Annotated in this window: 14 protein-coding genes, 3 pseudogenes and 2 CRISPR repeat arrays; of the genes and pseudogenes, 14 read left to right on the forward strand and 3 right to left on the reverse strand. The window is 59.2% G+C overall.

Going from position 1 to position 23173, the window contains the following annotated elements:
- The 9 genes and pseudogenes from cas5b (at position 1) to NO347_RS15460 (ending at position 13923) form a co-directional block, all read left to right on the forward strand.
- Positions 1 to 789, forward strand: coding sequence for a type I-B CRISPR-associated protein Cas5b (gene cas5b, locus NO347_RS15425; protein ID WP_256290561.1), 789 nt, complete (start codon positions 1 to 3; stop codon positions 787 to 789).
- A pseudogene (locus NO347_RS17405) lies at positions 789 to 1460 on the forward strand (CRISPR-associated endonuclease Cas3''); the annotation flags it as partial. The gene cas5b and the pseudogene NO347_RS17405, both read left to right, overlap by 1 nt.
- A 57-nt stretch (positions 1461 to 1517) precedes the next feature.
- Positions 1518 to 3395: a CRISPR-associated helicase/endonuclease Cas3 gene (locus tag NO347_RS15430; RefSeq protein ID WP_256290563.1), complete on the forward strand. Its 1878-nt coding sequence runs from the start codon at positions 1518 to 1520 to the stop codon at positions 3393 to 3395.
- Complete coding sequence (gene cas4, locus NO347_RS15435) at positions 3392 to 3952, forward strand: CRISPR-associated protein Cas4 (protein ID WP_256290564.1); 561 nt, start codon at positions 3392 to 3394, stop codon at positions 3950 to 3952. Before NO347_RS15430 ends, cas4 begins: the two co-directional genes overlap by 4 nt.
- A 2-nt stretch (positions 3953 to 3954) precedes the next feature.
- Positions 3955 to 4947, forward strand: coding sequence for a type I-B CRISPR-associated endonuclease Cas1b (cas1b, locus tag NO347_RS15440; protein WP_256290565.1), 993 nt, complete (start codon positions 3955 to 3957; stop codon positions 4945 to 4947).
- Positions 4948 to 4949: 2 nt separating this feature from the next.
- On the forward strand, positions 4950 to 5213 hold the full coding sequence (gene cas2 / locus NO347_RS15445) for a CRISPR-associated endonuclease Cas2 (protein ID WP_425492399.1): 264 nt from the start codon (positions 4950 to 4952) through the stop codon (positions 5211 to 5213).
- 113 nt (positions 5214 to 5326) lie between these two features.
- Positions 5327 to 10306: a CRISPR direct-repeat array (repeat unit 31 nt; unit sequence GTTTCAGACGGACCCCTTGTGGGGTCGAAGC).
- A 513-nt stretch (positions 10307 to 10819) separates the two neighbouring features.
- Positions 10820 to 11250: direct repeats of the CRISPR family, unit length 31 nt.
- Between the two features lie 57 nt (positions 11251 to 11307).
- Positions 11308 to 12329, forward strand: a protein-coding gene (locus NO347_RS15450) for an IS630 family transposase (RefSeq protein WP_425492400.1) whose coding sequence is annotated in 2 segments (ribosomal slippage) — positions 11308 to 11812 and positions 11812 to 12329 — 1023 coding nt in all. Because the reading frame shifts where the segments join, the coding sequence is not laid out codon by codon here.
- Positions 12330 to 12884: 555 nt separating this feature from the next.
- Positions 12885 to 13085, forward strand: a complete 201-nt coding sequence (locus tag NO347_RS15455; RefSeq protein ID WP_256290568.1) for a hypothetical protein — start codon at positions 12885 to 12887, stop codon at positions 13083 to 13085.
- A 217-nt stretch (positions 13086 to 13302) separates the two neighbouring features.
- A complete protein-coding gene (locus NO347_RS15460) occupies positions 13303 to 13923 on the forward strand; it encodes a class I SAM-dependent methyltransferase (RefSeq protein WP_256290569.1) in 621 nt (206 codons plus the stop codon).
- Positions 13924 to 14050: 127 nt separating this feature from the next.
- Here NO347_RS15460 and NO347_RS15465 read toward each other — a convergent pair whose 3' ends face one another.
- Both NO347_RS15465 and NO347_RS15470 read right to left on the reverse strand, forming a co-directional pair.
- Positions 14051 to 14890: a phosphatase PAP2 family protein gene (locus tag NO347_RS15465; protein ID WP_256290570.1), complete on the reverse strand. Its 840-nt coding sequence runs from the start codon at positions 14888 to 14890 to the stop codon at positions 14051 to 14053.
- Positions 14887 to 16446 carry an ABC transporter substrate-binding protein gene (locus NO347_RS15470; protein ID WP_256290572.1) on the reverse strand — a complete coding sequence of 520 codons (1560 nt, stop codon included), beginning with the start codon at positions 16444 to 16446 and terminating at the stop codon, positions 14887 to 14889. The genes NO347_RS15465 and NO347_RS15470 overlap by 4 nt, the downstream gene beginning before the upstream one ends.
- Before the next feature lie 622 nt (positions 16447 to 17068).
- On the opposite strand from NO347_RS15470, the gene NO347_RS15475 reads away from it, so the two are divergent.
- The 3 genes from NO347_RS15475 (at position 17069) to NO347_RS15485 (ending at position 21086) form a co-directional block, all read left to right on the forward strand.
- Positions 17069 to 17746 (forward strand): DUF2238 domain-containing protein, encoded by a 678-nt coding sequence (locus tag NO347_RS15475; protein WP_256290573.1) that lies wholly within the window; start codon positions 17069 to 17071, stop codon positions 17744 to 17746.
- 374 nt (positions 17747 to 18120) lie between these two features.
- Positions 18121 to 19509, forward strand: a complete 1389-nt coding sequence (locus NO347_RS15480; protein WP_256290574.1) for an aryl-sulfate sulfotransferase — start codon at positions 18121 to 18123, stop codon at positions 19507 to 19509.
- Positions 19506 to 21086, forward strand: a complete 1581-nt coding sequence (locus NO347_RS15485) for a glycosyltransferase family 39 protein (protein ID WP_256290575.1) — start codon at positions 19506 to 19508, stop codon at positions 21084 to 21086. Before NO347_RS15480 ends, NO347_RS15485 begins: the two co-directional genes overlap by 4 nt.
- 4 nt (positions 21087 to 21090) lie before the next feature.
- On the opposite strand, the gene NO347_RS15490 is transcribed toward NO347_RS15485, so the two are convergent.
- Positions 21091 to 21810 (reverse strand): hypothetical protein, encoded by a 720-nt coding sequence (locus tag NO347_RS15490; RefSeq protein WP_256290576.1) that lies wholly within the window; start codon positions 21808 to 21810, stop codon positions 21091 to 21093.
- Positions 21811 to 22450: 640 nt separating this feature from the next.
- Between NO347_RS15490 and NO347_RS17410 the strand changes: the two are divergent.
- Positions 22451 to 22645 (forward strand): annotated as a pseudogene (locus NO347_RS17410) (RNA-guided endonuclease InsQ/TnpB family protein); the annotation flags it as partial.
- Positions 22646 to 22666: 21 nt separating this feature from the next.
- Positions 22667 to 22798 (forward strand): annotated as a pseudogene (locus NO347_RS17415) (amphi-Trp domain-containing protein); the annotation flags it as partial.
- Positions 22799 to 23173 lie beyond the last annotated feature (375 nt).

A 23173-nucleotide genomic window follows, 5' to 3' on the forward strand; every position in this document is an offset into this window, starting at 1 on the left:
GTGACTGAGGACGCCTCTACCGCGCCGAATTTCCCCAACGGCGCGGACACGTGCCTTTCGTTCACGATCAGTGGCCCGTGGGGACACTTCCGGCGTATCGAAGGTAACATCGTGAAACAGACGTATCGAGTCATTCCGCGAACAACCGTCGCAGGGCTCATCGCGGCGATGTTGGGGATTGAGCGCGACGGCTACTATGAGCTGTTCGCACCGGGAGAATCTCTTGTTGCCATCGAACCGGTGAGCAAACTCCGCACTATGAAGCTTCCGATGAACACGCTCTCGACGGCTGACGAGCACCTAGCGTCACTGAACCCCCGCGGAAAGCTCTCGATCAAGCTGCCTGATCCATCGAAACCGCGCCAGCAACACAACTACGAGGTCCTCGTGGATCCGGCTTATCGGATCGACGTGTGGCTCTCCAACGACGAGCGATACGAACAGTTGCACTCGCTGCTCGAATCCGGAGAGTCGTACTACGTCCCGAGTCTCGGCCTCTCCGAATGCCTCGCGACGGTCGACTATCACGGGGAATTCCCGATAGAGCCGGGGGCGGACAGTGAGACGGTGACCGTTGATTCGACTGTTCCCGAGGCGGTCGATTCGGTCGTTCCCGAACCGGAGACGCGTTATCAAATCGAACAAACGCCCGCGTTTATGGAGCGTGACGGAGACGGCCGAACAACCAGCGCGTTCGTCTCCTATGTTTACAATCCCGACGGCGGGTCGCTACGGCTGACGGAGGTGTCACCCCGGAGCGTCGACGGCAGGAGCGTAGTCTTCACTTGATGACTGACGCCCCAATCTCTCATCCGCCGGAGGGCGAAGACGGAGCAACACTGCTCCGCAATCATCTCGACGCGGTCGCCGATAGAACGCACGAGGTACTCCCGTCGGACGCCACGACAATCGGCGGCGATCCGCTTGTTGAGGTCGCAGGGATCGTAGCCCAGTGTCACGACTTCGGGAAAGCGACGACGTGGTTCCAGGCCTACGTGGTCGGCGAATCGACATCGAGCAAGCGGACAAATCATTCCCTGCTCGGTGCCTATCTCGGGTACTATGTTCTCGACAGATTGGGCTATGACAGCGAGGATTGTCTAGCAGCCTTCGTTGCGATCGCGAAACATCACGGTCGCCTCCCGAACGTCGAGGAATACGTGGACGGCGTCTCACGGTTCGAGAACGAGAGTGAGGCGAACAACGAGCGCCAGCGAGTCGTGATCGAACAGGTCAGGAACGTCAACGACCATCGCCGAGCGTTCGCACAGTCGTTTGTTGCTGACACGACTGACGGTGCCGGATCGTGGGACGAGTTCGTCGCGGAAATCACAGATAAATCGCTCTTCGGGACCGTCTACGAGCACTTCGATCGATTCAGCTTCGGGAGCGACCGATCCAATCCGTCCGAAGCGTTCTATCAGGTCCTTCTCCAGCTTTGGAGTGGGCTGATCCTCGCCGATAAAACGACCGCTGCCGGGGTCGAAAATGGGAATCTCACCGCCTCCGAACCAGACTTGCGGGTCCTCTCGGAATACATCGACGACCTTGGCGGAAATAGTCCCAACGACAGTCAGACGGAGGCCCTCAATCAGCTCCGCGAAGAGGCGCGGAAGGGTGTCTTCGCCGGTGTCGAGACGTTTCGTGATTCAGAAGGCTCGACCGCGACACTGACCCTGCCAACCGGGATGGGAAAAACCCTGACCGGGCTGAGCGCCGCCCTCGAACTCCGCGATGACGGGGGGCGGGTCATCTATGCGCTGCCCTTCACTTCCGTCATCGACCAAGTAGCGAATGAACTCACGGAGGTGTTCGACTCCGATGGCCGCGGTGACTTGTTGACGATCCACCACCACTTGGCTGAAACGGTAACAGAGCTTGACGAGGATGAGAACGAAGGGACCGACGAAGACGCTAGACTGGCCGAGATGGTCGCCGAGAGCTGGCGGTCCGGGCTGACACTCACCACGTTCGTACAGCTCTTCGAGAGCCTCGTCGGTCCCGGGAACACCCAGTCGATGAAACTGCCAGCTCTATACGGTTCCGTAATCGTACTGGACGAGCCGCAGGCCCTACCGATGAAGTGGTGGAAGCTCGTCCGACGGATCACGACGATCCTCACGGAGGAGTACGATGCGACAGTCGTCGCTATGACGGCGACGCAGCCGGCACTATTCGACAACGCGTTCGAACTGGTCGATGACGTGGATCGGTACTTCGATCACTTCGAGCGCGTCGAGTACGAAGTGCACGATTCTGCTCTGGCATTCGATGATACCGACGCGCCCGTGGACTACGAGGTTGCTGGCAGCACGATCCTGGATGAAACCGGCAGGGTCGATTCGGCGCTTGCCATCTGCAATACGATCGATAGTGCGGCAGCGCTCACCGACACGATTGAGGAACAAGAGGCGGTCGTCGACGTGGGGCACCTCCTCACAGAAACACTTGAAGCCAGATCGGTCGAGAGCTACGGTGTTGCGGGCGAGGGACTCGGTGATGATGGAACCGCTGAGGACAGAGTCGACGTGGACGCGCTCGTTGACCGCGTTGAGAGTGCCCTCGGTCCAAACGAACGTGCGCTGGTCCACCTCTCTACTCGGCTCCGTCCCCGGGATCGGCTCGCACTGATCGAAGCAACGAAACGCCTCACCGAGCGATCAGTCCCGCTCATAGCGGTATCGACGCAACTCATCGAAGCTGGCGTCGACATCAGCTTCGATCGGGTGTACAGGGACATCGCACCCATCGACAGTATCGTGCAGGCGGCAGGCCGGTGTAACCGATCGTTCGAACGTGACCGCGGGACTGTGACGCTTTGGTGGCTCGCCCCGCCAGAGGAGACGACCAAGACCCCATCACAGGCCGTTTACGACTCTCGTGGGGTGAGTACGATCTCGTTGACATCGAAGACGCTCGACGCTATCGGGGCCGGCGATGGAACCGTTGCCGAGCGGACGATGACGCGTGATGCTGTCCAGCACTATTACGGTCTTGTCTCTGACCGCAATCCAGGTGATCCACAGTTCGTCGACTGGGTTAATGAGGCGAAAGCTGCAGAACTTGGCTCTCTCTCCCTGATTGGCAACCGAGACAGCGTCGACGTGATCGTCTGCCGGACTGATGCTGAGGTGGCACTCGTTGACGAGATGGAGACGGCGATGCACGAGTTCAACTACGAATGGTTCGACGATCTCCGTGACGAGGCTAAGGATATCACGGTCTCAATTCCGGTATACAGACAGGACTCGCGTGAAGCCGAGACGGTGCGGAATCTCGAACCACTCGGCGACACTGATCTCCGCGTCCTCCGGCATCCACGGAGCACTTCACACTTCGACGAGACGAAGGGACTCGCCGTGAACGATCCCGGTGTCGACGACCGATTCCTATGACCGCTCCATCGGCCGATCCAGTCGATCAGTTTCTGTCCGCGGCCAGAGACGAGGCCGAGGAACTACCATTTCGTCTCACAGGCGTGATGTTCCAGTACTACGTTGTCTGTGAGCGAGAACTCTGGTTTCTCAGCCGCGATGTAGAGATCGACCGGGACACGCCGGCCATTGTCCGCGGGACTGGAGTTGACGACTCAGCTTACTCGGACAAACGCCGAGACGTCCGCGTCGATGGGATCATCGCGATCGACGTACTGGATAGTGGTGAGATCCTGGAGGTCAAGCCCTCGTCGTCGATGACCGAACCGGCGCGGTTGCAGTTGCTGTTCTACCTCTGGTATCTCGATCGGGTCACCGGCGTCGAGAAGACCGGCGTCTTGGCACATCCAACAGAGAAGCGACGCGAGACGATCGAACTGACCTCGGAGACCAGTGCCGAAGTCGAATCAGCTATTCGGGGAATCCGCGAGGTCGTCACCGCAGAATCGCCGCCACCGGCCGAGGAGAAGCCGGTCTGTGACTCGTGTGCCTATCACGACTTCTGCTGGAGCTGCTAAATATGAACGACAACTATCACGTGTTTTCCGACGGACGAATCGAACGCCAGGACGACACGGTGCGTGTCATCACCGACGACGGCGAGAAAAAGTACCTCCCGGTCGAGAACGCCGAGGCGATCTTCCTCCACGGACAGATTGACTACAACACGCGTTTCGTCTCGTTCCTCAATCAGGAAGGCGTCGCCGTTCACGTCTTCGGCTGGCACGACCACTACGCTGGATCTATTATGCCCAAGCGGGGTCAGACCTCCGGTCAGACGGTCGTTGATCAGGTCCGGGCTTATGACGATCCTGAGCACAGGCTCAAACTGGCGAAGGCGTTTGTCGACGGCAGCATCCACAATATGCGCTCGAACGTAGTCTATTACGACGGGCGTGGCCACGACTTCGAGCATATCTTGGAGGAACTGGAGGACGCACGGGCGTCGCTCGGCAGAATGGGGACGATTGACGAGACGATGGGCGTCGAAGCGCGGGCCCGGAAAGCGTACTATTCGACGTTCGACGAGATTCTTCCCGAGGGATTCGTCTTCGGCGGCCGCCAGTACAATCCACCGAACAATGAGGTCAACAGCCTGATCTCGTTCGGCAACTCGCTGGTCTATGCGAATATTGTCTCGGCGATCCGTGCGACCGCATTAGACCCGACAATCAGTTATCTCCACGAACCTGGCGAACGACGATACTCGCTGGCACTGGACATCGCAGATCTGTTCAAACCGCTACTTGCCGACCGGATCATCTTCAGACTCGTCAACCGCGGCCAGCTAACTACTGACGACTTTGAGGACGAGATGAACTCCTGTCTCCTGAATGAAAGTGGGCGTAAGACTTATTCGAAAGCATACGAGGAGACGCTCGACGAGACGATCGAACACCCAAACTTGGGAAAGAAGGTGAGCTACCAGTATCTCCTCCGTGTCGAAGCGTACAAATTGAAAAAGCACCTCCTGACTGGAGAAGAGTATGTGCCGTTCCGACGGTGGTGGTGAAGGTGGTGTACGTTGTTGTAGTCTACGATATGGAAGCCGACCGGACTCACAAGATGCTGAAATTTCTCCGTCGGTATCTCACACACGTGCAAAACTCCGTGCTTGAAGGGGATGTCACCGAAGGCGATCTCGAAAAGATCCGATCCGGAGTGGACGAGCTCCTCAAGGCCGGAGAATCAACGATTATCTACCGTGTCTCCTCCGAGAAGATGGTCGACAGAACCGTCTTCGGTGATGATCCCGCCGCCGACGATCAGTTTCTTTGACCGTCTCCGATTAGTCCATCGACCCCCAGGAGGTCAAAAGGTTACCGCGGGTCGACGGAAACGATGAAGTGTGAACAGCCAATAGAGCTGTTTACCTGGCCAAATCGGCTATGGTTTCAGACGGACCCCTTGTGGGGTCGAAGCTGGACCTGAAACACGGCGAAGTAGTGATTTGGCTGCGTTTCAGACGGACCCCTTGTGGGGTCGAAGCCATTAATCCGCACGCGGTCGCCCGGCCCGACGACGCGTTTCAGACGGACCCCTTGTGGGGTCGAAGCCTCGAACTCGAACCGACGCCGAAACTCCTCGATGGTTTCAGACGGACCCCTTGTGGGGTCGAAGCAACTCTGCAGATTTATAGATGAGAATGGATGGAACGTTTCAGACGGACCCCTTGTGGGGTCGAAGCAGGAGTATCTTGCCGAGCGAGAGGAGGTTGAACCAGAGTTTCAGACGGACCCCTTGTGGGGTCGAAGCGGTGCGTGTACGTCTCCGATATTCGATCCGAGCCGAGGTTTCAGACGGACCCCTTGTGGGGTCGAAGCAAGCGTGGAATCAACTCCGCGCAAGAATCCGCCCAGTTTCAGACGGACCCCTTGTGGGGTCGAAGCGATGCAGGGAGTGTGAGGGAAACGATGAGTAATCCAGTTTCAGACGGACCCCTTGTGGGGTCGAAGCCGTGAGCCGCTCCTCTGGGAGGAACACGCGCGCGAGTTTCAGACGGACCCCTTGTGGGGTCGAAGCCCAGGCCCGGAGAACAGAATCGCGCTGCTGTATCAGTTTCAGACGGACCCCTTGTGGGGTCGAAGCTGCCGGCACGCCGGCCTTCGACGCCCAGTTTTGAATCGTTTCAGACGGACCCCTTGTGGGGTCGAAGCGCGGGAATTTAGGCCGTGAACTAACCAAAGCGATGGAAGTTTCAGACGGACCCCTTGTGGGGTCGAAGCTAGTATCTCTGCAGCTCTATCGGCATCGTCTTTGCGTTTCAGACGGACCCCTTGTGGGGTCGAAGCTTGCACCCCCGTCGACTCGCCGCCGCCGAAGTCAGCGTTTCAGACGGACCCCTTGTGGGGTCGAAGCCCAACTCAACAAATGCCGGCAGAAGGTCGATTAAGGGTTTCAGACGGACCCCTTGTGGGGTCGAAGCGGCCTCTATGCCCGAGGGTTGGCGGCGGCACATCCGTTTCAGACGGACCCCTTGTGGGGTCGAAGCGGTCCACCCAATGCTTCCTGACGGTGTTTCCATCGCGTTTCAGACGGACCCCTTGTGGGGTCGAAGCCGCACCTGCAACTCCGAGGGCGTCGCCTCCAGGCGGGTTTCAGACGGACCCCTTGTGGGGTCGAAGCTGCGGCGTCGGCGCCGTCGGGATGGCCGTCGATCTCGTTTCAGACGGACCCCTTGTGGGGTCGAAGCAGTACGGAGTGGTGTGATGTCCCGACTCCTCACCGGTTTCAGACGGACCCCTTGTGGGGTCGAAGCGTATCCGTCACTACGGTTTGTGCGAGATTACCAGACGGTTTCAGACGGACCCCTTGTGGGGTCGAAGCCCCTCCCCATCAGTTGGTTCAGTATTCCCTCCAACCGGTTTCAGACGGACCCCTTGTGGGGTCGAAGCCCGAGATAGAGACGCCCTTCTTTGTCTACGCTAGACTTGTTTCAGACGGACCCCTTGTGGGGTCGAAGCGAGGAGAGCGATGACCGGGACAGATCCGGCGCTCGGGTTTCAGACGGACCCCTTGTGGGGTCGAAGCACGCGCGTGAAGGCGTCAAGAACGGCTGGGAGTGCGGTTTCAGACGGACCCCTTGTGGGGTCGAAGCTCGCAGATGCCAACGGTGTTCGTGGTCATTGCGCTCGTTTCAGACGGACCCCTTGTGGGGTCGAAGCGAGAACCGCGAGCACGAACTGCAGACGGTCATCTCGTTTCAGACGGACCCCTTGTGGGGTCGAAGCGACCGTGCGGAGATGTCGCCGGGTGAGTACGAGAACAGTTTCAGACGGACCCCTTGTGGGGTCGAAGCGTGGAGTCGACGCGGTCGGATGTTGCCATCATAGCAGTTTCAGACGGACCCCTTGTGGGGTCGAAGCCGACGGCCGCCAGCGATTCACGCCCGCCGTCGACGTGTTTCAGACGGACCCCTTGTGGGGTCGAAGCGACGTTGACCTTCTGTGGGCGGCGGCCGTAGGTGTCGAGTTTCAGACGGACCCCTTGTGGGGTCGAAGCGAGATGCCCATCACCGACGAAGCAATCCGCTTCGGACGGTTTCAGACGGACCCCTTGTGGGGTCGAAGCGTCTAATGCTGCTGGCGATCGTGTGGTTCCTGATCGCGTTTCAGACGGACCCCTTGTGGGGTCGAAGCGCCGCTAAGAGTGATTGCGTCCCTCTCAGGGTCGGGTTTCAGACGGACCCCTTGTGGGGTCGAAGCGGCTATAGCGTCGGCTATCGGGATGCCGAAGAACAAAGTTTCAGACGGACCCCTTGTGGGGTCGAAGCGACTAAGCTCCAACTCGTCAATGACCGTTAGGTCGTTGTTTCAGACGGACCCCTTGTGGGGTCGAAGCGGCTACCTCGCTGACGAGTGGCCGGCGATCGACCTGGTTTCAGACGGACCCCTTGTGGGGTCGAAGCCGTCGTAGTGATAGGATCCGTGGCTGCTCGCGTTGGTTTCAGACGGACCCCTTGTGGGGTCGAAGCGTGGAGTAGTTTGTCGATCATTCCGACGCACCTTTTGTTTCAGACGGACCCCTTGTGGGGTCGAAGCGAGGACGTGTCGGGGGCGACCGGCGGCGGTGGCGGGTTTCAGACGGACCCCTTGTGGGGTCGAAGCCAGCGGACGTCGCGGTCGTCGTCGTAGCCGCGACACGTTTCAGACGGACCCCTTGTGGGGTCGAAGCGCCCGCACCTCCGTCAACGCCGCAGCGGTGAGCGAGTTTCAGACGGACCCCTTGTGGGGTCGAAGCTCGCCCTCCAGCGTCTCGGCGTCTTTGAGCAGCCAGTTTCAGACGGACCCCTTGTGGGGTCGAAGCACCTTCGCCACTATGCGGCCTCCTTCGGAGTGTGCGTTTCAGACGGACCCCTTGTGGGGTCGAAGCCGGCAGTGTGGGCCGGCGGGTTCGCTGACGTTACTGTTTCAGACGGACCCCTTGTGGGGTCGAAGCCTGGAAGCCTACGACGCCGAGACGATTCCCGAGGCGCGTTTCAGACGGACCCCTTGTGGGGTCGAAGCATAGTCATCGCGCTATCCGGTTCGCCGTCGTGGGCCGTTTCAGACGGACCCCTTGTGGGGTCGAAGCAATTGGCCGAACGAGCAGAAGCGTATCTCAAACAAGGTTTCAGACGGACCCCTTGTGGGGTCGAAGCGAGCGTCTGCTGGCCGCCCCGCATAATCGCCTGTTGTTTCAGACGGACCCCTTGTGGGGTCGAAGCCCGACCGACGTCTCCACCTCGTCGATCGCGACTTGGTTTCAGACGGACCCCTTGTGGGGTCGAAGCCGCCGGGTGCCGCCGCGGGAGGCCGCCCGCCGACGCGTTTCAGACGGACCCCTTGTGGGGTCGAAGCCTGTCATTGTCACTGATTATGTTGCTTATCCGTCTGGTTTCAGACGGACCCCTTGTGGGGTCGAAGCCAGTGTGACTTTTCACCGCATCTAAACTAATAATCGTTTCAGACGGACCCCTTGTGGGGTCGAAGCCCGGTAGTGAACCCCACCAATCAAAACCTCAATCAAGTTTCAGACGGACCCCTTGTGGGGTCGAAGCGACGAATCGCCTCGTCGGCCTCGTCGGCCTCCCGGTTTCAGACGGACCCCTTGTGGGGTCGAAGCGACAGTCGTTTCGTCGCCAGTCGTGCTCATAGCGTGTTTCAGACGGACCCCTTGTGGGGTCGAAGCGGTCATCACCCACGTCCAGGACACGCCGGACATGTTTCAGACGGACCCCTTGTGGGGTCGAAGCGTCATTGCCGTCGTTATCGACGTCTGCAGGCGGGAGCGTTTCAGACGGACCCCTTGTGGGGTCGAAGCCGCCTGCGCGACGTGCGTACGGTGAAGGAACTCCCGGTTTCAGACGGACCCCTTGTGGGGTCGAAGCAGTTCGTCATCGTCGAGGCCGTCTTCTGTTTCGGTGTTTCAGACGGACCCCTTGTGGGGTCGAAGCGTGCTCTCGGCAGTCGTCGGCCTGACGCTCACGGGAGTTTCAGACGGACCCCTTGTGGGGTCGAAGCCGCCGCGCCAGTAGATCACGCCGAGCAGTCCGATCGGTTTCAGACGGACCCCTTGTGGGGTCGAAGCGATTCCGACGCTCCAACAGGACTCGCCGAAGTGGTAGTTTCAGACGGACCCCTTGTGGGGTCGAAGCCGCTTGCGGAAGCGACTTCGTTAAGGCGGTCTAAATGTTTCAGACGGACCCCTTGTGGGGTCGAAGCGGGACTGACACCATTCTCGGCGAGACGGTGCCGGTGTTTCAGACGGACCCCTTGTGGGGTCGAAGCACGGTCGAACTCGCCGATGGATCTCCAAAAGACCGTTTCAGACGGACCCCTTGTGGGGTCGAAGCCGCACCACGCGGGCCTGCTGGGCCTCGATGGCGACGGTTTCAGACGGACCCCTTGTGGGGTCGAAGCACCGCGACGTCGATTACGGCCTTCAGCCTGGTGCCGCGTTTCAGACGGACCCCTTGTGGGGTCGAAGCCAGCAGCGCAGTCCAGAATCCTACCCAGCCCAAGTGAGTTTCAGACGGACCCCTTGTGGGGTCGAAGCTGGTACGTCTTGCATATTTTGGACTATCTCCGGCGGGTTTCAGACGGACCCCTTGTGGGGTCGAAGCCGCTGCGAGCGTGACGGGCGTCCCTTGCACGCCGAGTTTCAGACGGACCCCTTGTGGGGTCGAAGCGAGCAATTCGCGGCCGTGATACAGCGCGATTGCCGGTTTCAGACGGACCCCTTGTGGGGTCGAAGCCATCAGCCGGCACGACCACTTCAGGCCGAATGTCGAGTTTCAGACGGACCCCTTGTGGGGTCGAAGCGAATTCAGGAGCCTCCGTGCTTGTGGCCGCGTGATTTGTTTCAGACGGACCCCTTGTGGGGTCGAAGGGGCCTCGCGGGCCCGCTGGTAGAGCCGCTCGTAGCGGTTTCAGACGGACCCCGAGCGTGTCATAGAACTCTTCACACACTATAGTCAGTCTGTTTACTGTTATAATAGGTTATTAGCTTAGAAGTACGTGCACTCAGTGCACGAAGTTTAAAATCAGTTAGAGAGTGCCCTTTCGTTTCCGAATAATGATTTCTCGCACCCGTTCAACGTGGTCCGTCTCGGATTGAACGAACGCTGTGAGGATGGCTTCAACAATCTCGGAGCGACTGGCTCCGAGATCGTCACACTCAGCGACCAATTCATCCACTTCTCGCACGATTTCCTCGTCAACAGCGACGCCGAACTTCTCTTTCGCCATAGCTAAAACAACCTGAGAACAGCGTGCACCAAGTGTACGGCGGTTTCAACTTGTCTAAACTGACTCAGGAACTATGTGAACTCTTCTATGACACGCTCGGACCCCTTGTGGGGTCGAAGGTCGGGCGTCTCGTCCTGTCCCATCTGTGGTACGACGGTTTCAGACGGACCCCTTGTGGGGTCGAAGGAAGGACATCAAAAAGGAGGTCCTGAGTCTCGTCAACGGTTTCAGACGGACCCCTTGTGGGGTCGAAGGTTGAACAGCTCCCAGATCCGGAGTACCGCACAATCGTTTCAGACGGACCCCTTGTGGGGTCGAAGGTCCGCTTTCGTACGTACAGGTCGGCGACCCCACGGGTTTCAGACGGACCCCTTGTGGGGTCGAAGGGGAGTTGACGCGACTCGGTTCGATCCGGTTCTCGATGTTTCAGACGGACCCCTTGTGGGGTCGAAGGGGGAGTCGCACCGCGCTCTCGGAGATTGCGCGCGTAGTTTCAGACGGACCCCTTGTGGGGTCGAAGGCTCTGGAAGGCCTACTGGTTGGCATCGTACCGCGAGTTTCAGACGGACCCCTTGTGGGGTCGAAGGACTCCCTGCTGATACTATCGGCTGAAAGTTTTTCAAAGAGATATACGTTGTTCCAATATGGCGTCCCTCGACAACGTCTCTACCGAAGACCTCCGCCAGGTCTTGGCGGAGGTCGAGGGAAAGAAGCCGTCGCAAAGGCTCATGGCGGCAATCAACTACCTCGAGGAAGACGGTGCGACTCTGGAAGAAGTCGCTGAACGCTATGGATACACTGCTGGCTGGCTCTCGCGGTGGCTTGATCGACTCGAACGGCTCGCCGATGAGCCGTTCGAGGAGGTTGTCTATGATGAACCACGGGAAGGAAGGCCGTCCGAACTCTCTGAACAAGAGTACGACCAGTTCGTTGAGGTACTCCACGACTCACCCGAAGAAGTTGGACTGGACGCGCCCGCGTGGTCTGTTCCATTGGCTCGTCACTATCTCGCCGAAGAATTCGGCGTTGAGTACTGTGAACGCTATGTCCGCCGATTGATGTCCGAGGCCGGGCTGTCCTGGAAGACAGCCCGGCCAGAGTTCTACAAATCCGACGAGAGAGCCCAAGAAGCGTGGCAAGAAGGCTTCAAAAAAAGCGCGACAACTTGGACGACGAATACACGGTCCTGACTATCGATCAGACGCGGCAGGTACTTTCGACGCTAATCTATGCGTGGTTTCCGGAAGGAGAGCGCCCGTCACTGCCGGTGACGGGCGCGTGGGATAGCATCAAGTTGCTCGGAGCAGTCAGTGACGGCGGTGAGACGTTCTTCCTGCCGTGTGCAGAGAACTTCAACAGCGACACGACGATTCGTTTACTTGACGCACTCCAGACCGAGTTCGGCGAGAAAATCTGCGTTGTCCTGGACAACGCCTCGTATTTCACGGCGAATGCAGTGCAGGAGTTCGCCGAAGGTACACCGATCGAACTCTGTTACCTTCCGCGGGGTTCACCGGAGCTGAACCCCGCGGAAGAGTGCTGGAGACAACTTGATCAGGAACTTGGCAACCGTCTGTTCGATACACTCGACGATCTTCGTGATGCTGCTCTCTCTGCACTCGACCGGATCAAAATTCCAGATGTTTTTACGTATTTATGTCCGTGAGTATCAACGGCGCCGACTGTCCGGATCATCATCGAAGACAACGGCCCGGGGATCCCGCGGAACGAACGGCGAGTTCTTCGAGAAGGGGAGGAAACGTCGCTCTTGCACGGGAACGGGCTCGGCCTCTGAATGGTTTACTGGATCGTCACTCGTGGCGGCGGGGACATTTCGATCGAGGAGCGCGATTCGCGTGGGACACGCGTAATCCTTCGTCTCCCGCAACAATCAGCAGCAACCCATCACGACACCTGCGAGCATTGACGAGCACTCGGACCCCCTGTCACTACCTGACGCTACACAAGGTATGGTAGTCGAACGGCAGTCAGGTTTCCAGCGAGATCAGTACCACGGATTATACATTAGTGGTAACATATAGTCAGAATACGATGGCTACTTCGGAAGCCGGCTCAACCGCAGACGAAGATTTCTCACAGCAAATCGTCAACGGAAAGGAACTCCCCGAAGACGAACTGTGGGACGTCCTCACCAGCAATTTGCGCCAGGTAATGGAATCAACGGGTGCTGCAATGCGGATTGCGGACAACGGGGGCGGCAATGCGGATAGCGGACCTCGATTTCAACGTCGTCGTCGAAAACCAGCAGATGAAAGAGCTGGGCGGAGTCGACGCAGAATCAAGTGAGACGCTCAACTGCTTCGATCAGTTCTGCAATCCAGAGGTCTGTGGAACGGGTAACTGTACGCTGAAACAAGTCGTCGACGATCAACTCCAGGCTGATATCGCCAACGAAGTATAGTGTATATTGGGTCACTCGGTTGTTCTGGGGGGCTAGATCCACTCCATTCCTCAACAGAGACCGATCAGCTCTCACTCACACAGCCACTAGAAAGTCGAGACGACAGTGAATTTGGCCTACGACTGGCCGGGAGCCCTCCGCCCCGGAGAAGCTCCCTACCTCTATGCGCATCCGACGCTACCCACGACGTTTTATGCATTCACCGGAGTCAATACATGTGGACCCTGAATACGTCCGAGACACGTGGACAAACCGGCCAGGTGAATATTCTCCCGCCTACTACGCGTACTATGGTTCGGATGAGACGAGTACGTTGATTCACGATATCCTTAGTGGCTACCTGGACCGTGACGCAGCGATCCTCGAGCTGGGATGTGGTTCGGGCCGGCATCTTGCACACCTCGCCGACCACGGCTTTGAGAATCTCTCGGGTGTCGACATCAATGCCGAGGCATTCGACGTGATGGGGGAGCATTATCCCGGACTCGCTACAGACGGCACATTTCACTGCAGTCCAATTGAGGATATTATTGAGGACTTCGACGACGGAGAGTTCGACGCGGTCTACACGGTCGAAACGCTCCAGCACCTGCATCCCGATGTCGAATGGGTCTTCGAGGAGGTGGCCCGAATCACCGACAACATCCTCATCACGACGGAGACTGAGGAACCAGTTCACGAGTCCCCGTCGCCCGACATCGACGTGAATTATGTCGACGACGACACCCCTCTATACTACCGGGACTGGAGTCGCATCTTCACCTCGCTGGGGCTCGTTGAAGTTGATACGGTTCGTGGTGACAGAGACACCACGCGGACCTTTCGTGCATCCCGCTAACTGGTTGTGCCCGTTCTTCCGCGGTGAGTGAAGACTTGCAAACGTTACTATAGACTGACAGCGGCTATCAGAAACAAGTAACGCTGGCGGCTCGATTGAATACGGAGGGGCAACCGTAGCTATGGTCTCATAATTGTCGGAGCCGCCGACGAATGCGTGGGCGGATTGCGGTTCTGTTTCGGTTACCGTCTACAATTCGTGTAGCTATCGAAACACTGAGGACGGCGAGGACGACACCGCCGATCACATCGGTTAGCCAGTGGATGCCCAGATACATAGTGGACACCGCAATTAGCGTCGCGAGAACGATCGCTACGCTGTGCCACTGCCCGTACCTGCCACGGAATCGATAGGCAATTAGCGCAACAGTCACGGCTAGTGAAGCGTGAAGCGATGGGAACACGTTCGTATTGACGTTCACTTGGCTGGTCAAGAGTTGCGCCTGTGGCCAGCTCGTATACAGGAGCGATTCAACTAGTTCAGGCATATAATTTCGTGGCCCGTAGGCGACGAACAAGACGTAGCTCCCGAGACCGATCGCGTAATTCAGACTGTAGGCGACCAACGTGGTCAGTAGTGGCTTGGTGTCGTGGAAGACGTACAGTACAACGGGGAACGTCAGGATGAACACGTACCCAAAGATGTACGCGAAACTAAACAGCGCTGTAAGTTCCGGTGTCGCGTACGACTGGAGGGTCGCGACGAACTGTCCCTCGAGCGCGTGAATACGTCCGGTAATGTTCACGCCGATGAGCCAGGAAAGTTCCACGCCGGCATCTCGGATGAAGCCGTTCGCGAGTAGCACGATGCCGAATAGCAGCGCTGTTGGAGCAACGTCGCGGGCATTCGTCTGCGCATCGCTGAGCAGGCTTCGAACATCTCGCACCGGTACGAAGGTGTACAGCCCAATGATGTGCAGGAGTGCGACGACGACGACGACCTGCAGAACGACGTGAAGAAGTGTCATGTCCTCCCTCCGACGAGTTTTCCGTCTTCGTACCGATACCCCGCCTCACGGAACGCAGCTCGTGCCCGTGCGACGTCTATCTCGCCTTCTGATCCCAGAAAGTTAGCAATGGGATTTCTCTCCTCCCACTGAAGCTCCGAGGGATACCACTCTGTATCCCAGAGTGGACCAACTGCAGGACGTCCGTATCCGTCAACGATGGCATCCGCGATATACTCACCATCGATCAATCGAGCTAACGTGTGTCGAAATCGCGGGTTGTTCAGGTGCTGGTTACGCGTGTTGTACCCCAGGACGTACGCTGAGGACGACCGTTGCACGAGGAGTTCGGACTCAGATCTACGTCCGATACGAGGAATCACGTCGGCCCCCACGGGCGTTCCGGTCACGTCGGCAGTGTCATTAGCCACCATTTCAGCGGCCGTGACATCTGAGCCAACGACCTGGATGGAGAGTGTGTCGAACGCTGCGTCGCCAGCCTGATCAACGAGATCATTAATCGGGCTGTCTACCTGGTGCAGCACGTGGTCATCGAACCGTTCGAAAACGACCTCTTCCCGCGGTGTATTTCGAACGAACCGGAGAGGGCCACTCCCAACGGGGGGGATGTTATTCGTGACGAGGGCTTCGGTGACCGATCCAGTCTGGATACCTGCGATTGAGGCGACATCTGTCCGCTCTTTCCAAATATGTTCGGGGAGGATCGGGACGGTGAACGCGCGGCGAGCGACGCTTGGTGTGACGTCCGCGAACTGAAATTCGACCGTTCGATCCCCTATCGGGTTCACGTTCGCGACGAGGCTGCTACGGCCACGGTAGCGTGGCGACGGGAGCGGGGCAGTCTCCTCGTCTGAGTCCGAACCGAGCGTCGTATCCGAGAGTAGCCGATACGTGAATGCCACGTCGTCTGCGGTGAGTGCTTTGCCGTCGTGCCACGTCGCTCCCTTTCTGATCGTGACCTGTGCAGTGGAGGACCGGTCGTCAGAGAACTCCCACGTTTCCGCAAGCCAGGGCATCAGCCGGTCTTGGAATACGTATCCAAGTGGATCGTACACAAGTCCCGTCAGCGTGCCCGTCCGGCGAAATTCGACGGACAACGGGTTCAGGTTCGTTGTTGCCCGCCGATCGGTAATGGCTACTCGAAGTGTCCCACCGGTTTCACTATCGACATCATCCGAGCGCTCAAGTGAGAGATATCCGAGCGAGGAATCGAGACTCGATGCCCGCCAGTTCGAGTAGTTGGTCGTTCGAACTGCGCGAACGTCGTCGGGAACGGTCAGTAGCGTGAACGGTTGGGTTCGCGCGGCTGTCAGTTGCAGCTGTCTGAGAGCGTCTCGACGCTGCGAGCCATTCGTCCGACGCTGTGTTTCCAGATGATCGTCTACGTCAAGATTAGCGTAGCCAAAAGGGTTCTGCCATCCGGGATCCTCGGCGAACCGGGAGTGGAGGAGCGTGTAGAGGGCGTCCGGATCAGTGAATCGAGGGGGGAGACGCATAAGGAACAGGTCGAACTCGTTTCGCAACAGCGTCTGTCGGTGCAACTCCTGCTCCGACATAGGCGTGATACTCGTGTCGATTCCGGCAGCACGGAACCAGTCGGCGACAGTCCGCGCGAGTGTCAGCGCGTAGGGATCCGCATCGTCAGGCACCGTCTTGATGCGAAGCCGTACCTGTTGGGACGATTCCCACCCAGTGAGCGACCGGGCTTGGCGCAAACACCCTCCCGTAAGGGTGATCGTACCGCTACCGATGGCGCCAAGAAGTGCCCGGCGGCGAGCAGTTAGGTGGGTCATCTCTTGATCACTCGTCTTCGCTGTGATTCGTGTGTCTGTTCATAAATTGATTGCGTCTTTCTGGCTATCGCCCCGAACGTCCGGTAGGAAGGCTTCCGAGGGCGACGTGGTTGTGGGCATACGCCGGTTCGTCGACGACATCAACTTGATGAAAACTGCGGTACGACAACGATTGCCGAGGCCGTCACGCGGACGGTCGATACGTCGGTCGGGCGAACGAGGCCGAATCACCGCCGACTTCCTCACCAGGCACGAGCAATTCCTCCCAAGCATAGTCGAGGTGACACGCGGCCCGTTCAACAAGAGCCAGAATCACTACTGGCACGCGTGAGATCGGGTGCTTACCACAGAAAGATTTTACCGCGGCATCAATCATCCTACGTCGATGGCGACCTCGCAGCACCTGTCCCCGAAATTCGTCGTCGGTGTCGGGTCTCTACTCCTTGCGCTGGTCGCGATGTGGGTGGCTGCGCTAACGTCCGGGTATCCGGACCGGTATCCCCTCCATTCGTGGCCCGCCGTACTCACCGGCCGACTCCGACGCGAGCTGCCTCGCCGCGACTCGTTGACCGCCGCGTGGGGTGTACTCGCAGGCTGGTCGGTGCTCGTTTCAGTCCTCCACTTCGGCGGGATCCTCTACGACATCTACACCGAACTCCCGTGGTGGGACCTCCTCACGCACGCTATGGGCGGGACCGGAGTCGCCGCGGTGCTCGGCCTCACGTTCCGACGGTCGACGCTCCGTGCGCCGCTGTGGGTCGTCCCGGCGGTGCTCGCGATCGGCGCCGGCTTCGAGGTATACGAGTTCCTCTTCAAGCGGTTCTGGCACTACTGGACCCTCGCGTTCTACATCGAGGATACGATCGTCGACCTCGTGGTCAACACGTGCGGCGCAGCCGTCTTTGCGCTCGCGACGACGGTGTATCGCCGGCACGTCGATCCGGTGTTGGCTCCCCCCGACGATTCCGTGGTTGTTGCCGACGGAGACGGCGAGCCTGCCGGCGACGATCTCCAGCACGACGACGCTCGGACTGCCGATGCGGGCGATGCAGACTCCGAGTGACACGTTACCGCGACATCTTAGTGCCCTACTTTCTCGACTGCGCCGGAAAGCGTCGGGCTCTCCGACGTTTTATCCAGCCAATATACCCCCGGTAGGGGCGTAGATGGCTGCTCAGAGCGCTTCCGCAGCCTCGTGGGGGGCCGTTGGGATAGTACTGTTCTCACCTTCTTCTAGGTTTAGATTCGTGCACCGTCAGTGGGGTTCCGTGGTTGTATCCGATACCGACAGTCCGACACGGGTTGATACTGAGATTCACGAATTCGAAGCCAGCCTGCTTTTTTGGCTCTGCTGTCCCGTCACTCTCGTCCGAAAGCGAAGGTCCCGTGAGGGGCCAACACAGTAGGTTTTAGGCTGGCGACAGACTCCCTCCGGTAATGAGCTCTCCGCGGCGAACCGTTCGCATCGTACTCGCGCTCGTCGTCCTCTCTTCAGCGACAGCACTCGTCACTGGGTACGTGGAGGCCACTCGCACAGCCGACCGCGTGACGGGTAACCCGTCGGTCGAACAGGCGTTTCGAGAGGGGAACCGGTCTCCCGTCGTCGGGTCACGGGAGTCTATGACCGTCATTGCGACCGACTCGAACGCGTTCGTCACCGACGAGAACGACGCGCCGCGAGCGCAAGCGGAACTTGTCGCGTTCGCACCCGATGGGAGCGTCTATTACTACGAGAACGAGCACACGCGATACTGGGACGTAGACCCCGTCACAGGGACCAACGCGACCGTCGAGTTTGTCTTTGCGGACCATCTCGATCCGGAGGAGTGCGACGGGACGGTTTGCACCCGCAACGGCGTCGCCCAGGTGAATCTCACGAGCGGTGAGCGAACGACTGTCTATAGCCGGATTACCCCGGGCAAGCACTCGACCCGATGGCACGACGTCGACCGGATTGACGACGACCGACTCCTCGTTGCCGACATCGCCCGCGACCGCGTGTTCATTGTCAATACGACGACCCAACTCGTCGAGTGGGAGTGGGACGCCCAATCCGACTTCACCATCGACAGTGGCGGCCCGTTTCCCGACGATTGGACCCACCTCAACGACGTCGAGTACGTCGAAATCGATGGCCGGGAGACGGTGATGGTGAGCCTCCGGAACCAGGATCAGGTCGTCTTTATCGACATCGAACGTGGCCTCCGGGAGGAGTGGACTCTCGGGAGCGATAGTGACCACGACACCCTGTACGAACAGCACAACCCCGACTACATTCCGTCCGAATATGGGGGACCGGCATTGCTGGTCGCTGACTCGGAGAACGGGCGCGTGGTAGAGTATCAGCGTGAGGACGGCGAATGGGTTCAGTCGTGGACGTGGTCCGACGAGCGATTGCAGTGGCCTCGCGATGCCGACCGGCTGCCGAACGGCCACACGCTCGTCACCGACTCCAACGGCGACCGTGTCTTCGAGGTGGACCGTGACGGTGAGGTCGTCTGGACTGCGTCGATCGGCTTTCCCTACGAGGCCGAACGGCTCGGTACAGGAGACGAGAGCGCTGGCGGACACAGCGCTGCCTCGCTCGAACTCCCCGCGAAAGGCCCCGATTCAGCTGAAAACTTGGCTGACAGCACGCTCACGGTCCGACTTCCACTGAAACTAACGAATGCGATTTCCTATCTGTTCCCACGGTGGGTCGGTTCCATCGAACTGGTCTCGCTCATACTCCTCCTAGGAAGTAGCATCTGTTGGGCGGTCCTCGAATACCGCTGGTGGGGCGGCCGTATCGAACTTCGTTCGCCGCTCACCGTGAAGCGACCATGACCGAGGAATCCACGCCGGCCGATACGGGAGAACTCTCCCCTCGCGAGGTGCGAATGGTGCTCGGACGGTTGGCCCCAATTGACCGCGAGGACCTGCGGTGGCTCGGAATCGGGCTGGGAGCAGGACTGCTCGCTGTGGCAGTCTACCTTGCGACGAACCCGTACCCGGCGTACGGTGCTGGTCTCTACGTGCAGATCGCCACCGAGATCAGCGCGCACGGATACGGGCTCCCCGCGTGGATTCCCGGGTACACCGCGGACAGCGTCCCGTTCGCCTATCCACCGTTGCAGTTCTACGTACTCGCAGTGCTGCTCGATCTTGGTGGCGATCCCGTGGTGCTGGCGCGACTGCTCCCCTCGGTCGGATATCTAGCGTTGCTCGTTCCAGTGTATCTGCTCGGCCGCGACTATACGAACTCCCGACCGGCTGGCGCCGCCGCGAGCGTGGCCGTAGCGGTGAACCCACAGCTGGTGCAGTGGCATCTCTCGGCCGGCGGTGTCGTTCGCGCATTTGCCCTCCTGTACGCGCTGACAGCCGTCTATGCCGGCTACCGGATCTTCGAGACAGGCTCGACTCGTGCGGTCGCAGTCGGGACCGTCGCCTTCGGTGCAACGGTACTCACACACCCGACGTACGCACTATTCGTCGTCGTCACCTATCTGCTCCTATGGATACTTCGTGATCGTTCGAAATCAGGCTTCGTTGCGGGGGCCATCGTCGGAGTGGGGGGTACCGTTATCGCATCCCCGTGGCTCGTCTGGGTACTTACGACACACGGGATCGACGTGTTCGTTGCTGCGGGCGGAACTCACGGCGGGATCGGCGGCGGCATCCCAACGATTCTCGATGGTGCCTCGCTCACCCTCCTGCCGCTCGCCGGTGCAGTGTACCTCTACGTCGCACGCCGAGACGTGTTTCTCCTGTCGTGGACCGTCGTGGCCGAACTGGTGTTCGCACAGCCCCGATTCGTTTTTCTCGTTGGTGCGCTCGTCGTCGCTGCCGTCGGCGTTGACTTCGCGCAACGGGTAGAACCGCTCGACGGACACGTGAACGAAGCCATCGACAAGAAAACGGTTCTCGCCGCGGTCTGTCTCGTCGCCGGAGCTACTGTCGGTGGTGCGTATCTCGCTCACGAGATGACGCTCACGTCAGATCCGTCGACGCCGCAATTTCTCGATTCCGACGATCTCGATGCGATGGCGTGGGTCGCCGCGGAGACGCCACCGGATGTCACGTTTGTCGTCCTCGGAGACGCCGCCGAGTGGCTGCCAGCACTGACGGATCGGACACTGTTGGTTGGTCCCTGGGGCGTCGAATGGCGTGATTCGGAAATGTACGATCGACAGTTGACGGCCTACGAGTCGGTCTCGAGATGTCAAAGTGTTACCTGTGTCGAATCGATGGCAGGTCCGGTTTCCGTCTCGCCTGACTACGTCTATATCCCGAAGGGCCAGTACACGATTCGCGGGGAATCGACCGCACAGTTTGGGACCCTCGAACGGTCGTTCGAGCGGTCGTCGTCGTGGGAACGGTCGTACGAAAACGATGGCGTGGTGGTGTATCGGGCGTCTGGCTGAGCGTTCAGACGAGTCCCAGGAGTGGAGCAGCGAGTATGGCTAGCCACGCTACGACGCCGACGCCGACGAGGCGTCTACGCCCGCGTGCAGAACCGACCGCGATTACGACGAGGGCAGATGTCAGTGCGACGCGATGATAGACGAGCTGTGTCGGGATCTGCCAGACACCGACGAACGCCAAATCGAAGACAAGAGCCGTGCCGAACCCGAGTGCAGTGAGTAACCCGGCACGCTTAGCTGGGCGGTTGGCTGAAAGGACGGCAACGAGTGCTGGTGGGGCAGTTGCTAATATCGGGTATCCGACCGCGACGAACAACTTCGGTGTCACGCTGGGAAACACGGCTTCAGCCGCGAGCCCCCAGCCACGAACTCCCAAGACGATACTGAGAAGTCCTCCAGGGAGTGCGATATCGCCGAACGTCCATCTGCCAGTCCCTCGGATAGTGCTGCCAGCTATGACGAGCGCCGGCGTGAGGCCGATAACCGTCCACCAACCAATACTCCCACCACTGCGATGCCCGTGGTGGGTCCGGGTGACGTTGGTAACGAACAGTTCATCGCGCAGGTCTTCCTCGACGAATCGAGCTCCGGATGCCACGCTGGTGACTGTGTGACGGACGCGGAACCAGTCCCAGTATTCGGCGTGTGCCTGTATCGCCGTCCAATCGCCGGACCGACTTGAATAGGCTCTGAGGTGGGTTCGCTGTCCGAAGTACGTTCCCACGTGTAGCTGGTAATCTGGAGGAACCCATTGGCCCGATGTGTTCCGACCGGATGACACGTACGTATACCGGACGGATCCGTGGGTTGGTCGCCAGGGTGAAATTCGGATAGTCGTGTTTGGCTCCGTCATATTCCAGTCGGCATCCGATCTCGTCACGAGGACTCGTCGGACCTGTTCGGAATCGCCGAGAACGACGACGTTGAGCGCAAGGGTTCGCCCCGACACAGACCGGCTTCGGCTGGTGTATGGCCACACGTAACTGCCCGCTCCGTCGGGGCTGACGAGCGCCGTATTGTCGGGTGCCAGTGATTGCTCTATGTGATCTGCCTGCCAGTCAACGAGAACGGGAGCAGACGCGACCGTAAACAGAAGGATGAGAGACAGCAGTACACAACGCGAGCGTGCTGACATTCTTTTCGACTGCAACGACCGTCTTACCTCGTATTGATTGTGATGGTGTGCCCAGATTCACCGGCTGTGTTGAATCACTAGAGGGCGTCGGGGTGTTCGCACTGTGGGTTTACCCACGAGGACAATCGTGATGACAAGCAGTTCGCGTGTCAATCGTGTGCGTAGGAGGTGAACGCGAATTACAGCGCAGTCGCCGGATTACATCCGGCGGGCAGCAAAGTCACTGCGTGACTTTGCGACGGCGAAGAACATCGGAATGCGGTATGTCCGTCGAGGCCAACAGTCGTCTCGGCGGACGGGCAACAGTCAACTTGCCCTCATATCTGGGACGGTGAACGCGAGCGGCGATTATAACGCCCACCGAATTCGGTCAGAGCCGGAGTCCACGGACAAGCCCCGTCCTCAAACGCGAGCGTCAGCGAGCGTTAGGGCGGGGGAGTTGACGCTAGAAGGCGAATCGGACTGGTCTGAAGGGGATACCGAGGCAAAACAGAGTATCGAGTTCGAGCTCGTCTGGTGGCGTGAGGTCCAGACGGCAGAAGAAGGAGCATTGGATATCACTACTGAGGGCCAGTAGTACCAATCCGTTCTCTCAGACCTGTCCTATGTACGACCAGATCCTCTTTCCCACTGACGGGAGCGAGCCAGCAGAATCGGTCCCCGAATACGCCCCCTCCCCCAGATAGTTTGTTAACAAGGCACAACTAGACGCCTGTTACGGGCTGAGACGTACGAATACGTCTGAAACTGCGTCACCACTGATTCGTGAGAGCTACTTCCGCTACGTTACCGAAGAGCGTGCGAGTAAATCACCCGGCAATCAAATTGACATCCTCACCCGCCTGAAGGCGGGGTGAATCCCGAGCGTTGGGATATTAGGGTTTGCAGTCTGCCTGCTCTTGTGGGTGGAACGCACCCGTAGTTGTATCGAACAGGTAGACTCCGGGCTGTG

This window comes from Halobellus inordinatus (assembly GCF_024464655.1).
GTDB classification, from domain to species: domain Archaea; phylum Halobacteriota; class Halobacteria; order Halobacteriales; family Haloferacaceae; genus Haloquadratum; species Haloquadratum inordinatus.